This window comes from Dyadobacter chenwenxiniae, assembly GCF_022869785.1.
Lineage (GTDB): Bacteria > Bacteroidota > Bacteroidia > Cytophagales > Spirosomataceae > Dyadobacter > Dyadobacter chenwenxiniae.
The window spans coordinates 340635-355063 of sequence record NZ_CP094997.1; the positions used below are offsets into that span (position 1 = coordinate 340635).

Sequence of the window (14429 nt, forward strand, 5' to 3'; positions counted from 1 at the left end):
TCAATCATTTTTAATATCAGTTCCTAATCGTTGCAGGTAGGCAATGAGTGCGATGATCTCTTTATCCTCGTCTGCCTTGATGCCGCTTTGTTTGAGCCTGGCCTGAATTGCTTTGGATTGTTTGCTGAGTTCTGCGTTGGCGATTTTGTCATAACCTTTTTCATAAGGAACGCCCAGTGTCTGCATAGCCCGGATTTTGGCGGCCGTTGTGCTTGTGTCCAGATCGTCTTCCAGTAACCAGCCATATCTGGGCATAATGGAACCGGGCGACATGGTGGTTGGATCCTCCATGTGGTTATAGTGCCAGGAATCGGGATATTTTCCGCCTACCCGGTGCAGATCAGGTCCGGTGCGTTTGGAACCCCATTGATGCGGATAATCGTATACGAACTCTCCGGATTTGGAATATTCCCCATAGCGCTCAATTTCGGAGCGGAACGGCCGGATCATTTGGGTGTGGCACACATAACAGCCTTCACGGACATAAATATCACGTCCCTGCAATTCCAATGGCGTGTAAGGTTTCACAGCCACAATGGTCGGCACATTGGATTTGATCATGAATGTCGGGATCATCTCGATCATCCCCCCGATGGCGACGGCAACCAATGCAAAAACGGTCAATGCCAGCGGCTTACGCTCAAACAGCCTGCGGTGCCAGTACTCGCTTTTTTCAGCATGCCAGATCGCATTTAGCGGCATTGCTTTCGCCGTTTCTGTGGCTATCAGCTTGCCTTTCAGGGCGGTCATCCACAGGTTGTAGATCATCACGATGAAGCCAATAATGTAAAGCGTTCCGCCTACACTGCGCAGAAAATACAGTGGTTTGAGCTGTGTTACGGTTTCCAGGAAGTTGGGGTATTTCAAAAGGCCTTCTTGCGTAAACTCTTTCCACATGGAGCTTTGCACCCAGCCCGCCCAATACATGGGGATGGTATAAAATAGAATCCCGAGCGTTCCGATCCAGAAGTGGAAGTTGGCGGCTTTTTGAGAATATAACGGACGTCCGTATATGCGAGGGAAAAGCCAGTATAAAATCCCGAATGTCAGAAACCCATTCCATCCCAGGGCACCTACGTGTACGTGCGCTACGATCCAGTCGGTATAATGCGCGATAGCATTTACATTCTTGAATGAAAGCATCGGGCCTTCGAATGTGGCCATACCATAAGCGGTAATGGCTACAACCATGAATTTCAATACAACATCTTCCCGTACTTTGTCCCATGCGCCGCGGAGGGTCATTAATCCATTGATCATGCCGCCCCAGGAAGGCGCGATCAGCATTACGGAGAACACGGTTCCCAATGTTTGCGCCCATTCGGGAAGCGATGTGTAAAGCAAATGGTGCGGCCCGGCCCAGATATAAAGGAATATCAGCGCCCAGAAATGCACGATCGAAAGGCGGTAGGAATAGATGGGACGGTTGGCCGCTTTGGGAAGAAAATAATACATCAGCCCCAGATAAGGAGTGGTTAGGAAAAACGCCACGGCATTGTGTCCATACCACCATTGCACGAGTGCATCCTGCACACCTGCGTACACAGAGTAACTTTTGAACAAAGAAATAGGGAGCGCCATACTGTTCACCACGTGCAGCATCGCAACGGTGACGAATGAAGCAATGTAAAACCAGACCGCGGCATAAATGTGCTCGGTGCGGCGGTTAATGGTGGTCATCACCAGGTTAATCAGTGCTGCCACCCAGACTACTGCGATGGCAATGTCCAGCGGCCATTCCAGTTCGGCATATTCTTTGGAAGTGGTAAGGCCCATCGGCAATGTAATGGCTGCGGCCAGAATGATAAACTGCCACGCCCAGAAATGGAGCCTGCTCAGCAAAGGGCTCCACATAGGGGTTCTTAACACCCGTGGCGCAGAGTAATAAAGGCCGGTAAAGAAGCCATTGCCCACAAATGCAAAAATGACTGCATTGGTATGCAGTGGCCTGATGCGGCTGAATGTAAGATAGGGCAGGTCCATGTTCAGGTTGGGGAACACGAGCTGCAATGCAGCCAGCAGCCCAACTAGCATACCGATAAGCCCGAAAAGGATCGTTGCAATCGCGAAATCACGCACAATGCGATTATCATATTGGAACTCATCCAGTTCAACGGTTGCCAGAGCAGGATGGGGAACGTTTGACATAACTCAGGTAAAATTTAGTGAATATCTTTTGTGTTGTTTTTGACGGACGCGTCGCTGTTGGGATCGTCGAATAGAATACGGACCGACGGCGTGTAATCGTCGTCGTAATGTCCCTTGCGCACCGACCAGATGAAGGCGCCCAAAAAGGCCAGGGCGATGGCTAAGCTGGCGATAATCATGACGAACATTGCGCTCATTGGAAAGAATGCTTTTACGTTTTATGTGATTCAAAACTACCGGATCGCCCCGAGCAGAAAGATGACGACGGCAGGCTTCACAACTGACTTTGGTCAGTTTTTTAAAATTCTGCTGGCCGCCACGTTGCTGGCAATGGTGGTGAAGCCCACGATTGAAATTAAACTTACCGGCATAAGAATAGCCGCCAGCACAGGCGAAAGCTGTCCGCCAATGGCAAAGAAAAGTCCTCCGATGTTGTAAATCAGTGATATAGCGAAGCTGGCTTTGATGATCTTCTGGCCGTGGCGCGCCAGGTTAATGAAAGCCGGCAGGCGCGAAAGCTGCCTGCCCTCAATGATCATATCGCAGGATGGCGTAAAATTATTGATGTCATCGGAAACAGCCACGCCCACATTACTTTGCTGCAAAGCGCCCGCATCATTTAACCCGTCGCCTACCATAAGCACATTTTGATGCATTTTTTCCTGCAATGTTGCAATGAAGGCGAGCTTGTCTTCGGGCTTTTGTTTGAAATACAAATGGGCGTTGCTCCCAAAAAGATGGGCCAGATATTGCTGATCCGTACGTTTGTCGCCCGAAAGCAAATAGGTGTTAAAGCCGTGGTCGTGAAGCTTGCCAATGGTTGTTTGGAGATTTTCGCGATATTTTACTTTTATTAAAAAATAACCCGGCGAAATGTCATTAATACTAACATAAACCCTGGAAAAGTGCTGATCATAAGCAACATTGTCAGCAGCTTCCCCGTGATTTTGTTCTCCTGCCCACGCCGCTGAACCCAGCTTGACAGTCTGATTTCCAAACGAAGCTCTGATGCCCGAACCGCTGGCTTCCAGGTAATGCGCGGGTTTTTGAGACCCTGTCTGAACATTTGCCAGACTTTTTGCGACCAATCTGCTGAGCGGATGGGAGGATTGAGATGCAGCTGCCTTCACCATCGCCAGTTCCTGATCGGTCATCTTCGTGCCGAAAAAAGCCACTTCTGCGTCATCTGAGCGGGTTATGGTGCCCGTTTTGTCGAATACAACGGTGTCAACTTTGGAAAGACGCTCGATGGCATCTGCGTTTTTGGGATAGCATTGATTTTTACCAAAAAGCGCCATCAGGTTGCCATTCGTGAATGTTGAAGAAAATAGCAATCCGCAGGGGCAGGCAACGAGAAGGCAGGTTGTGAATGCCCGGAAGGCAGTTTCGGGGCTTTTTAAGATGAAATACCATACGGAGAATGTCAGCATAGCAATGATTAAGACGATAACCGAAAAATACCGGTTGATGCGGGCAGCCAGCATTTGGTTCTGATCTTCTTTTTGTTTCGAGAAGCTCTCGTTATTCCAAAGCTGTGTCAGGTAACTTTGTGAGACTTTACGAACAATTTCCAGCTCGATAGCAGGGCCTGTCTGCTTGCCGCCGGCATAAATCGTATCTCCTTTTATGCGCCTGACCGGCTCTGCTTCGCCGGAAACAAAACTGTAATCAATCAAAGCTTCCTGGCTAAGCAGAACAGAATCAGTCGGGATCAGCTCGGCGTTTCTGACCAGAATGATGTCGGCCGCTTTCAGGTCGGTAACAGGTGTTCTGATCTCTGCTTTCCCCGTCAAAACAGAAACCGCCACCGGGAAGTAGGACCGGTAATCGCGATCGAAGGAAATACCGGCGTAGGTTTTATCCTGAAAGAAACGACCGGTGAGCATAAAAAAGACTGCGCCGGTAAGCGAATCAAAATAGCCCGGGCCAGTAGCGGATAGAATTTGGTAAAGACTTAAACTAAAAATAGAAAGGAGCGCTATTACAATGGGTGCATCAATGTTTAAATATTTCCCCTTGAGGGCAGCCCAGGCGGATTTGAAAAAATCGCTTGCACAGTAAAGTAAAACGGGAATGCTCAGCGCAAGGTTTAGCCAGCCGAATACAGATCTCAGGCTTTCATCAAAAGTGTCTTTTCCCAGGTGAAAATATTCCGGAAAGCTCAGCATCATTACATTACCAAAACAAAAGCCTGCAACGCCGATCTTGTACAGCCTTATCCGGTTCCACTTTTTCTGTTGCTGGCCTGTCATGTCATTCAGGCTAATGTAAGGCTCATATCCGAGGCCTGAAATCAATGTTGCCAGCTCGCTGGGCCTGACTTTTTCGGATTCAAACGTAATTCTGACTTTCTTTTCGGGAAAATTGACGACTGAGCTCCGGATGGCCGGGTTGAATTTGTAAAGCTGTTCCAAAAGCCAGATGCACGAGCTGCAATGCATTTTTGGAATATACCAGCTCACTTGCGAAAGGTGGCCGTCGGTAAATTCAAGTATTTTTGAGCTGACCTCGGGCAGATCCAGATAATCGAACTTGCCTGCGAAAAAAGATTTGTCGGGGGAAACGCCTGCCGGGCCGTCAATGGCGTAGTAATCGCAAAGCTCAGTGACTTTTAAAAGGTCATAAACGTGATAGCAGCCATCGCAGCAAAATGAATGCTCGTCGGCCGTAATGGTGTCCTGGGAGCAAGTTTCCCCGCAATGGTAACATGTGTTTCCGGCAATTTTTACGGGCGCTTCGGATATGATAGTCTGGCTGTCCTGCTGCATGGTATTTACTTCTTAATACTTTTCCAAAATTGAATAAAGTATCTGTCGGTAAATTTGACCGCAATTGGTCTGAAAAATGATTTTTGTCAGCTTTTGCGGTTGGGGAAGCTTGCCCTGTGTTGCTTCATTGGCCTGGCATCATATTAATATATTCAAACACCAATTGAAATCAACTTTTATATATGGGAACATCCAGCTACGCTTATGATTTGCCGGGCACGGTTTCGGCGGTTTTTTTTACCAAGAAAGATGCTGAAAATGCCTATCAGGCACTATTGAGATTAGGCCACACCGAAGATGATATTTCGCTGTTAATGTCGGATGAAACACTGAGCAAACATACCAATCCGACCGCTCACAGCGCTGTATACGAAGGTGATGAGCAGGTTAATGCAGATGCGGGAGAGCCCAAGGAAAGCGCCAGACATATGCTCGCCGGTGCCATTATTTCCATTACATCCATGATTTCATTACCCGAGCTGGGTATTTCCATTTCCAGGAGATTGATTGGAAAAGTAGAGCAAAAGCCTGAGGCAAAGACCATTAGCCACGTGATTGCGACCCAGATCCCCGAAGAACATTGCGACACTTATGAAACAGGCATTAAGGAAGGTGGGATCATCATTAGTGTCGACCCCAAAAACCGTGCAGAAAGAGACGCCATTGTCCGCGAATTTCGCAACAACGACGGGCATGACATCCTAGGCGATGACGGTTATACAGAGCTAGATTAGTATTACATAATGCCGGATCTAAGCCAAATATCGCTTCCTTAACAAATGCATCATATGCACATTGATTCCCCACTGATCTGCCAGCGGCTGATGGGTGAAGGGAACAGTAGGAAGGTAATTGGGCGGACCAAATTCTGTTAAAACCGTCAGCGTTTCGCCGCTTTTTACCTTGTGCTCCACCACCGTATCCCACCAGGCCAGGTGCGCTTTTACGGCCGCCTCCCATTCGGGTGCGCGTGGATCATTCACCTGCGGACCTTCCTCATGACCAATGCGTGAGTGAATGTGCCCTACGCGTGAAAGAGCAAGCTGAATGGTTTCCTGCTGGTCTGCCAGCAAGCTTTCGTGCACATTGCACCAATGTGAAATGTCCAGCGTGAGCCTCAGGTCAGGGTTCTTTTCTATAAAGTTACGCGCGATGTGAGCTGCAAAAAGCATCCGGCCGCGGTGTGTTTCATGATAAATGGGAATGCCAGTTTTCAAGGTTGCAGCGGTTGTATGATCTATGAATGCCTTGTTTTGATCATAAGTAAAAAAGTCCTTTCCACTGTGGCAGTTAACATATAAGGGTTTCTGTTCAAACTGCGTGGTTGCCGCATCGATCTGCTTTTTGAAGGCATCCAAATGCGCTGCGTAATCCTTCTCTCCCGAGCCACACAGCAAACCAACATCCAGACCGTGCTTTTTTAGGGCCGTAAAAAGCTCTTTCTGCTTTTCTTTTGTTGCCGGCCACCACATTTCGATGCCGTCGTAGCCCTCTTTTTTTACCTCTGCGCAAAAGGCGTCCGTCGTGCCTGTAAAGCCCCAGTTGGTTCCCAGGATTTTTAAAGAAAGCTTGTTTGCAAACTGAGCTGGCGCTTTTTCTGCAACTGAAACAGCTTCAAAGCCAGTCAGCATGCCCGCTGTTGCCATGGCGCTGCCCATAAATTTCCGACGGTCCATATTATTTGTTTTTGAGTTCTTTTTTATCATTTGCATCGCCTGCCTTCACGAATTGCGCCACCGTAGCTTCATTGAGGCCATTCATCACCAACAGGTTGGGTTTTTGTCGTCCGACCTGGCTTACTGCGCTGTCGGTAACGGCTGATTGCCAAACATATATTGAGCGCAGCGCCTTCATTTCTGCAATGGCTTTCAGGCCTTTGTCACCAACTTTGGTGCCGACAATGTTGATATAGCTTAAATGGGCGAGGGGTTTCAGGGAAACAATGCCGTGATCGGTTGTAACAGTATGTTCTAAATGCAATTTGCTCAGATTGGGAAACTTAGCGATTTGCTGCAATGCAGCATCGGTAATGGCAGTGCCGCCTAGTTTGAGCCAGGTAATTTGCCGGGCAACGGGTTGTAAAAGCTTCATTTGCTTGTCGCTGAATCCGGGCGAGTTCACTGCACTGATTTCAAGCAGGTTTTGGTCCTGGGATAGTGTATTGACCATCAGTCCTGCTTTTCTCAAATTTTCAATATCCTTTTCATTGGCTTGGGGCACTTTCAGACTCAGCACGCCCGGTTGCTCCGCCTTGCCATCGTTTGCCGGAGCCTCCTTACCAAGCGACGCGAGTGCAGGCTTAACCGCCTCCGAAACGGTGAGCTGTGCAACCTTTTTATCCGCCGGAGCGCCTTGGTCTATCCACCAGGAAAGCAGCGCGATCTGATCGGCAGTCAGCTGCAGTTTGCCTTTTGGCGGCATGTGCTGGTCTTCATTTTCAGGAAGAAGACATCTTTTAATCATATCGCTTTCTGCTCCTTTTCCGACAACGAAGGCAGGGCCGTTTTTTCCTCCTTTGACCAGCAATGCAAGCTGATCCATCCGCAAATCGCCTTTGCTTTTGCTCGCGCTGTGGCATTGCGTGCATTTGGCTTCCAGGATCGGCTGCACAATGTCGGTGTAGACGCTGGCTTGCTGCACGTCTGCGATGGGTTTTATTTGGGTTGGTTTCTGCTGCATGGGAGGCAATCCTGCGAGGCCGCGGAATGGCTCGGGCGTGTATTGGGTCAGATATCCTTCCCCGTGCGTGAGTGAGCCGCCGTCGTGACCGGCGCTTAATGTAAGCGCTGTTGCAACCAAAATCGCAGGAAGATAAATCACCTTTCCAGCTGGCATTATGCGTTGCAGCGCATCGGACTTGATTAGCCAGGCAATCCAGGCGAAAACGGCCACGCCGATCCCTTTCCACATGTGGTTACTAAGTAGATCCGCATGATAGCCGCCACCCAACGACAGCAGGTAGCCTGCAATGCAGGCCAATGTTGCGCTAATGGCAGATAACAGCAAGATAAAAACAATAACGCTCTCGCTGACAGTGAGTTTTCCACGCCGTCTGCCCAGTTCGAGCAAGGCTCCGATTAACAGAAAGCCAATAGGGAAGTGCACGATGGCAGGGTGAAACCTGCCAATGAATGTTGCCCAGGACGAATCCTGGAGTAAAATGTAATGCATGATCAAGGGTTTAGCACTTAGGCAATTACTTCTTTTACAACCTTTCCTTCGGTGTCGGTAAGCCGGAAGTTTCTTCCCTGAAAAGGATAGGTGAATTTTTCATGGTCAAAGCCCATTAAATGTAGGATTGTTGCTTGTAAGTCATGGACATGGGTTCTGCCTTTTGTGCCATAATAACCCAGCTCGTCGGTTTCTCCATGGGAAAAACCCTGTTTGACGCCGCCTCCTGCCATCCACATGGTGAATGCATCCAAATGGTGATCCCGGCCCATAAATGGCATGACCAGTCCGTTCCTATTTTCCTGCATTGGTGTCCTGCCAAATTCTGCGCCCCAGATCACAAGTGTTTCTTCCAGTAGTCCACGCATTTTCAAATCCTTAATCAATGCTGCGACCGGTTGATCGGACTCGCGGCACTTCTGGCGCAGGCCACCTTCCACATTATGGTCTTTGGAAGTTCCGTGGCCGTCCCAGCCCCAGTCAAAGAGCTGCACAAAACGCACGTCGTTTTCAACCAGTTTTCGCGCCAGTAAGCAGTTCATGGCAAACGTGCCCTCTCCGGGCTTTACGCCATACATATCGAGAATAAATTGCGGTTCCTTAGAGACATCCATGACCTCGGGCACGGACATTTGCATGCGAAATGCCATTTCATACTGACTGATCCGCGTCAATATTTCGGGGTCCTTTACATCCTCGTAAGTCTGTTTGTTAATTTCGTTAATGGCTTCAATGGTCTGCTTGCGCATATCACGGTTCATGCCATTGGGGTCGCTCACATACAGAACCGGATCACCGCCAGTGCGGCATTGCACGCCCTGGTAAACTGAGGGGAGGAACCCGCTGCCGAAAACACTTTTGCCTGCATCGGGCTGCTGTCCACCCGAAGCGAGCACGATAAAGCCCGGCAGATTTTGATTTTCAGATCCCAGGCCGTAAACAGACCAGGCGCCAAGACTTGGCCGCCCCAGCCGCGGACTACCCGTATGCATCAGCAACTGCGCTGGTGCGTGGTTGAACTGATCCGTATGCATGGCTTTCAAAAATGTGATCTCGTCGGCCACGGTTTGCAGGTAAGGCACATAGTCAGACATCCAGGCGCCCGACTGACCATATTGCGCAAAATGTCCTTGCGGGCCCAACATTTTAGGGACACCCTGGATAAATGCGAACTTTTTCCCTTCCAAAAACTCTGCCGGACAGTCGCGGCCATGGTATTTAACCAATTCTGGCTTATAATCAAACAGCTCGAGTTGAGAAGGCGCTCCCGCCATATGAATGTAAATGACCCGCTTGGCTTTGGGCGCAAACTGCGGGATGCGTGATTTGGCAACCTCACCGCCCACATTACCGGCAGCCGTCGAAGGGCCGCAGGAATCCAACATCGTCCCCAATCCCAATGCGCCCAGACCGAATCCGACCGACTGTAAAAAGTGCCTCCGGGTCTGGTGAAGCAATGCTGTATGTTGGAGTTCTTTTCTTAGGTTTTCCATTTTTTTGATCTTTTGATAATCCCCGGGATAAATCCCGGGGGAAAAATATTTTGGGCCGCTGATGGGGCTTTGCTGTTTGCTGTCCTTAACGCGCGTTTGCGCTTGGTTTTTGCCGATCCCCGGGATAAATCCCGGGGTAAAGTATTTTGGGCCGCTGATGGGGTCTTTGCTGCTTGCTGTCTTTGACGCGCGTTTGCGCTTGGTTTTTGCCGATCCCCGGGATAAATCCCGGGGTAAAGTATTTTGGGCCGCTGATAGGGCTTTGCTGTTTGCTGTCTTTGACGCGGGTTTGCGCTTGGTTTTTACCGATCCCCGGGATAAATCCTGGGGTAAAAATACCTTACGCTCCTGACTTGGCTCTTGCTCCCTGCTATCTTCTCCGCGCCAATGCGCTCAATTCCCACCAAAACAGCCAAAGGCTCCAAGCCTCCCTTGCCCCGGGTTTCAACCCCGGGATAAGAGAAAATTTATTCTTTTGTGATGACATTATCCAGGTTTAGCATGACATTGGCTGAGATGGTGAGTGCTGCCAGTTCGGCTGTGCGCTCTTTTCCATAGGCCAGGATGCTGTCTGCTTCTACTGGTTTTTTCTTGTAGGCGTCCAGTGCCTGCTTGTAGACTTTGACCAGCACATTCAGGTTTTTTTGTTCAATGCTTTGGAAAGTGAGCATACGGTAGCCTTCTTTCAATTGCTGCTCAGGCGTTTTTCCACGCTGCTGCATTCTGGTTGCCAGTTTTTCTGCGGCTTCCAGGTAAACCGGATCATTTAACGTAACCAATGCCTGCAATGGTGTATTAGTCAAAATGCGCCTCGATTGGCAAAATTCCCGGCTTGGCGCGTCGAATGTAACCATGGAAGGATAGGGTGCCGTGCGCTTCCAATAGGTATAAACACCTCGCCGGTAACGATCCTCACCCTCGCTCAAAACCCACTTTTCACCACTGTAAGGGGATTGCCAGATCTTATCGGGCTGGGGTGGCATCACGCCCGGGCCATACATTTTGTCGGAGATCAAACCGCTGCATGCAAGCGCCTGGTCGCGAACCTGTTCAGCGCTGAGCCTTACGCGGGGGCCCCGTGAGATCCAGATGTTATACGGATCTTTTTCAAGCTTGTTTTCATCCGTTTTCGAGCTCTGCCGGTAAGTGGATGACATCACTATTGTTTTCAACATCTTTTTAATGCTCCATTTATCTTCCTCCATAAACTTGACCGCCAGCCAGTCGAGCAGCTCCGGATGCGTGGGCTCGGCGCCCTGTGAACCGAAATCTTCCACTGTTTCCACGATTCCCTTACCAAACAATTGCTCCCAGAACCGGTTTACGATCACGCGGGACGTTAGCGCATTATCGCGGCTGACGATCCATTTAGCCAGGCCAACGCGGTCCCTGGGCGCGTCCTTAGGCAGGGGGGCAAGGAGTTTGGGCACGTCCGGTTTTACTTCTGCGCCTTTTACCATCCAGTTCCCTCGTACGAAAACGTTGGTTTTTCGGGCAAAATCACCTTTTCCCTCCCAGATTACGGGCATACTTTCCGTCTGGCGCGTCAGCACGGTTGCATAGTCGGTCACTATATTCTTGTATTCGGGTTTGTCAGACCCCGGTAATGCTTTCTGGAACGACATCCAGGTGATGCGTACCCATTCTTCTGGATTTTCATGGCTTTTTAAGGACAGGAAAATGTCATGCTTGCCAGGCGTTTTTGTCAGCGGCGCAATGACGACCGAATCTCTGGCAGGCATATTAATCTGCGAAATGACCGGCCCGTCCAGCTTGTCCAGATGCAAGGAAAGCATGGCGTTCTTCGCTTTGGTGGAAACGTTCATGACCACATTATCGGCATCGGAAAGATCAACCCCAGCGATCCTTGCATTCCCATTGTTTTTAACACCATAATACGAGATCAACAGCACAGTTGACTGGTCGCCTTTGATAAAATTGTGTGCATTGATCTTGGGCTCCATCACCTTCATAAACTGGGTTACCTGTGGCAACTGCTCGGGCTCATTTTGCCTGATCCAGCTCTTCACACGCTCTACACGCGCTGAATCTTCACCCTTGTAAAACCGCATCTTAGGCCATTCGTCCCACACATCTTCATCACGGGTGTTGTTGAAAAATGCCATGTATTTGTAATAATCCTCGTGCGGAATGGGGTCATATGGATGGCTGTGGCATTGGATGCAAGCGAATGTGGTTCCCTGCCAAACCTCCCAGGTCGTGTTCACACGGTCGATCTGTGCGGCGGTGCGGAATTCTTCATCGTCCGTGCCGCCTTCGTTGTTGGTCATCGTGTTGCGGTGATAGCCGGTGGCGATCATGTTTTCTTCCAAGGGGAAGCCGTCTTTGTCTTTTTGTAACAAATCGCCTGCCAGCTGCTCTATCGTGAACTGGTCAAATGGTTTGTCCTGATTAAAGGATTTGACTACATAATCCCGGTAACGCCACATGGTCCTGCCGCCGTCGCTCTCGTAGCCCTTCGTATCCGCATAACGCGCCAGATCCATCCACATGGACGTCCAACGCTCGCCATATCCCGGCGATTTCAGCAGCCGGTCGACTACTTTTTCGTAAGCATTTTCAGATTTATCATTGATGAAATCAGCGACCTGCTGCTCGGTCGGCGGAAGCCCTGTTAAGTCCAGGCTTACGCGGCGGATCAATGTTGCGCGGTCCGCTTCGGCAGAAACATTCAGCCCCTTATCCTTTAATTTATCCAGAATAAAATGGTCAATTTCGTTGGTTGCCCACTTTTTGTCGGCGTTTTCAAACAATCCAAACAGGTTACTGAAACCGTCCAGCGAAGGCACGTCGGGTTTTTCGATTTTTTTATAAGACCAATGAGTTTCCCATTTTGCGCCCTGGTTGATCCATTTTTTCAAAATATCAATTTCCTCTTCCTTCAAAGGCGTGCCGTTTTTGGGCATTTTTTCGTCGGGATCATCGCTTAATATGCGGCGGATCATTTCGCTGGCATCCGCATCGCCGCGCACCACCGGTATCTTGCCCGATTTGCCTGGTTCCAGCATTTCGTGCTCAAACAGGAAGCTCACGTCGCCCGCTTTTTTTACGCCTCCGTGACAGCCCATGCAATTTTTATTGAGGATAGGCTTCACCTCGGTGTTGTAATCCACCGGGGAAGAGCCTAACGAGCCCGAAAGCCAGAAAAAGGAAGAAACGGCAATGATGAGCACCCCCGCGCCAATAAATATCTTGTTACTCAGCATCCTTCAATCTTTTTGTTAAAAATTTCACACGATTTTGACCTATTGCCAGGTCGCATTCTGCTTCACATTCGGGTTACCCAGCAGTTCCTTCACTGGGAGTGGTAGAACGTAGTCTCTCGCCTTTGCCACACGGTCGACATTGTATTTTTGAGCAAAATGTTTTATTTCTTTACCAAGATAATCAATCGGACCGCCGAATTTACTCTTTCTGCGTAGTTCGGGATACATAACTTGCTCAAATACAAATTCCTGCATGCGTTCCCGAATGATGGCATCACGCAATGCTGCCTGATTCAATCCCTTTAATGCTGGCAGTCCGGCGCGCTCCCTTACCTTATTGATTGAGGTCAATGCGTTGCCTTGTCCGCTTTCATTGCAAGCTTCGGAATGGCCCAGCAGAATGTCTGAGAGACGAATGTAGATTGTATTTTTCTCGGTGGCGGAGTTGCGTCTGTCGAGCTCGGCGATCTTGTTGGACCATGCTTTGCCAAAGATCATTTGCGTGGGATCTTTGGGATTGGCATCTGACTTTACCACGCCGCCAAAACGCGAGAGGTTGTAGTCCGCTTTCGGGCTCCATGTTACAATCGGGTAGGACCCGTCGATTTTTCCAAAACGTCCGGTCGGATAACTTTCAATGAATGTGCCTGCGATTCGCTTGTCTTTCGGATCATATGCTGAGCGAAATTCCTGGGTCGTGCTGATCCAGCTCCATCCCGAACCGCCGAGCTCGCTCGGAAAATCCTCCGGATTAAAATGCGCCGAATGCTGGCTGTATTCATTAGGGCTGGCCGTGGCTGAAACCTGCGCTTCAAAAATACGCTCACCCTGGTTTTCGTGGGCAAGATCGAAATTGAATGCAAAATCAGCATATAATGTAAGGCCGCTGTTATTGATGATGTCTTCTGCGGTAGCTTTGGCATCGACCCATTTTTCATCCCATAACTGTGCTTTCATCAAAACAGATTTGGCCGCCCATTTGGTCGCGCGGCCCAGGTCGGCGCCGGTATAACTGGCTGGAAGCAGTTCGGCTGCGGCTTTGGAGTCGGCATAAATCTGGTCAATAATGGCCCGGTTACCGCCGCTGTTGGTAGGGAGCTCGGTAATGTTCTGGGTTGATTTCACAGAGAGCGGGGCATCGTCAAAATAGCTGAGCAGGCCGTAGTAGTAAAATGCTCTCAAAAACAATGTTTCACCTTTCAAACGGTCGATCAGCGCCTGATTGTTGGGGTCTTTCATGGCTTCGGCGGTTTCGATAATGGCGTTCGCGCGGTTGATGGAGCGGTAGCAAATGCCCCAGTAAGCTTCTATGTATTCATCGGCAGGGTTTACATTGCCCAGGTTGAACTGCAGCGGGCCTTTTTCCCAGCCCACCTGGTATCCACCGATCAGACATTCAAACACATAACGGTCGTAGAAAAAACCGAAACCGCCGGAATTGAGATCATCATAGACCGCATTAACGCCCAGTTTTAGTTCGTTTGCCGATTTATAGAACGTTTCCGGGTTGATAAAATCAGGTTTTTCTTTCAGATCCGAGCAGCCGACGCCGGAAAGCATCAGCATGACCAACGCGATCAGTCTTACAGGTTGTAGTTGTATATTTTTCATTTTGATCAATA

General features: G+C 49.4%; 9 protein-coding genes. 1 reads left to right on the forward strand and 8 read right to left on the reverse strand.

Annotated elements, in window-relative coordinates:
- The 3 genes from ccoN to MUK70_RS01365 all read right to left on the reverse strand — a co-directional run bounded on the left by ccoN (position 1) and on the right by MUK70_RS01365 (position 4916).
- Positions 1-2148 (reverse strand): cytochrome-c oxidase, cbb3-type subunit I, encoded by a 2148-nt coding sequence (ccoN, locus tag MUK70_RS01355; RefSeq protein WP_234655703.1) that lies wholly within the window; start codon positions 2146-2148, stop codon positions 1-3.
- 14 nt (positions 2149-2162) lie between these two features.
- On the reverse strand, positions 2163-2345 hold the full coding sequence (gene ccoS, locus MUK70_RS01360) for a cbb3-type cytochrome oxidase assembly protein CcoS (RefSeq protein ID WP_234655702.1): 183 nt from the start codon (positions 2343-2345) through the stop codon (positions 2163-2165).
- Between the two features lie 93 nt (positions 2346-2438).
- On the reverse strand, positions 2439-4916 hold the full coding sequence (locus MUK70_RS01365) for a heavy metal translocating P-type ATPase (RefSeq protein ID WP_234655701.1): 2478 nt from the start codon (positions 4914-4916) through the stop codon (positions 2439-2441).
- 182 nt (positions 4917-5098) lie between these two features.
- Between MUK70_RS01365 and MUK70_RS01370 the strand changes: the two genes are divergently transcribed.
- A complete protein-coding gene (locus MUK70_RS01370; protein ID WP_234655700.1) occupies positions 5099-5650 on the forward strand; it encodes a hypothetical protein in 552 nt (183 codons plus the stop codon).
- Positions 5651-5668: 18 nt separating this feature from the next.
- Here MUK70_RS01370 and MUK70_RS01375 read toward each other — a convergent pair whose 3' ends face one another.
- The 5 genes from MUK70_RS01375 to MUK70_RS01395 all read right to left on the reverse strand — a co-directional run bounded on the left by MUK70_RS01375 (position 5669) and on the right by MUK70_RS01395 (position 14418).
- A complete protein-coding gene (locus MUK70_RS01375) occupies positions 5669-6592 on the reverse strand; it encodes a sugar phosphate isomerase/epimerase family protein (protein WP_234655699.1) in 924 nt (307 codons plus the stop codon).
- A gap of 1 nt (position 6593) precedes the next feature.
- On the reverse strand, positions 6594-8087 hold the full coding sequence (locus MUK70_RS01380; RefSeq protein ID WP_234655698.1) for a c-type cytochrome domain-containing protein: 1494 nt from the start codon (positions 8085-8087) through the stop codon (positions 6594-6596).
- A gap of 17 nt (positions 8088-8104) precedes the next feature.
- Entirely contained in the window at positions 8105-9580 is a 1476-nt protein-coding gene (locus tag MUK70_RS01385; protein ID WP_234655697.1) for a DUF1501 domain-containing protein, read from the reverse strand.
- A gap of 467 nt (positions 9581-10047) precedes the next feature.
- Positions 10048-12807 carry a DUF1553 domain-containing protein gene (locus MUK70_RS01390; RefSeq protein ID WP_234655696.1) on the reverse strand — a complete coding sequence of 920 codons (2760 nt, stop codon included), beginning with the start codon at positions 12805-12807 and terminating at the stop codon, positions 10048-10050.
- Positions 12808-12846: 39 nt separating this feature from the next.
- On the reverse strand, positions 12847-14418 hold the full coding sequence (locus tag MUK70_RS01395; RefSeq protein WP_234655695.1) for a RagB/SusD family nutrient uptake outer membrane protein: 1572 nt from the start codon (positions 14416-14418) through the stop codon (positions 12847-12849).
- Positions 14419-14429: the final 11 nt, after the last annotated feature.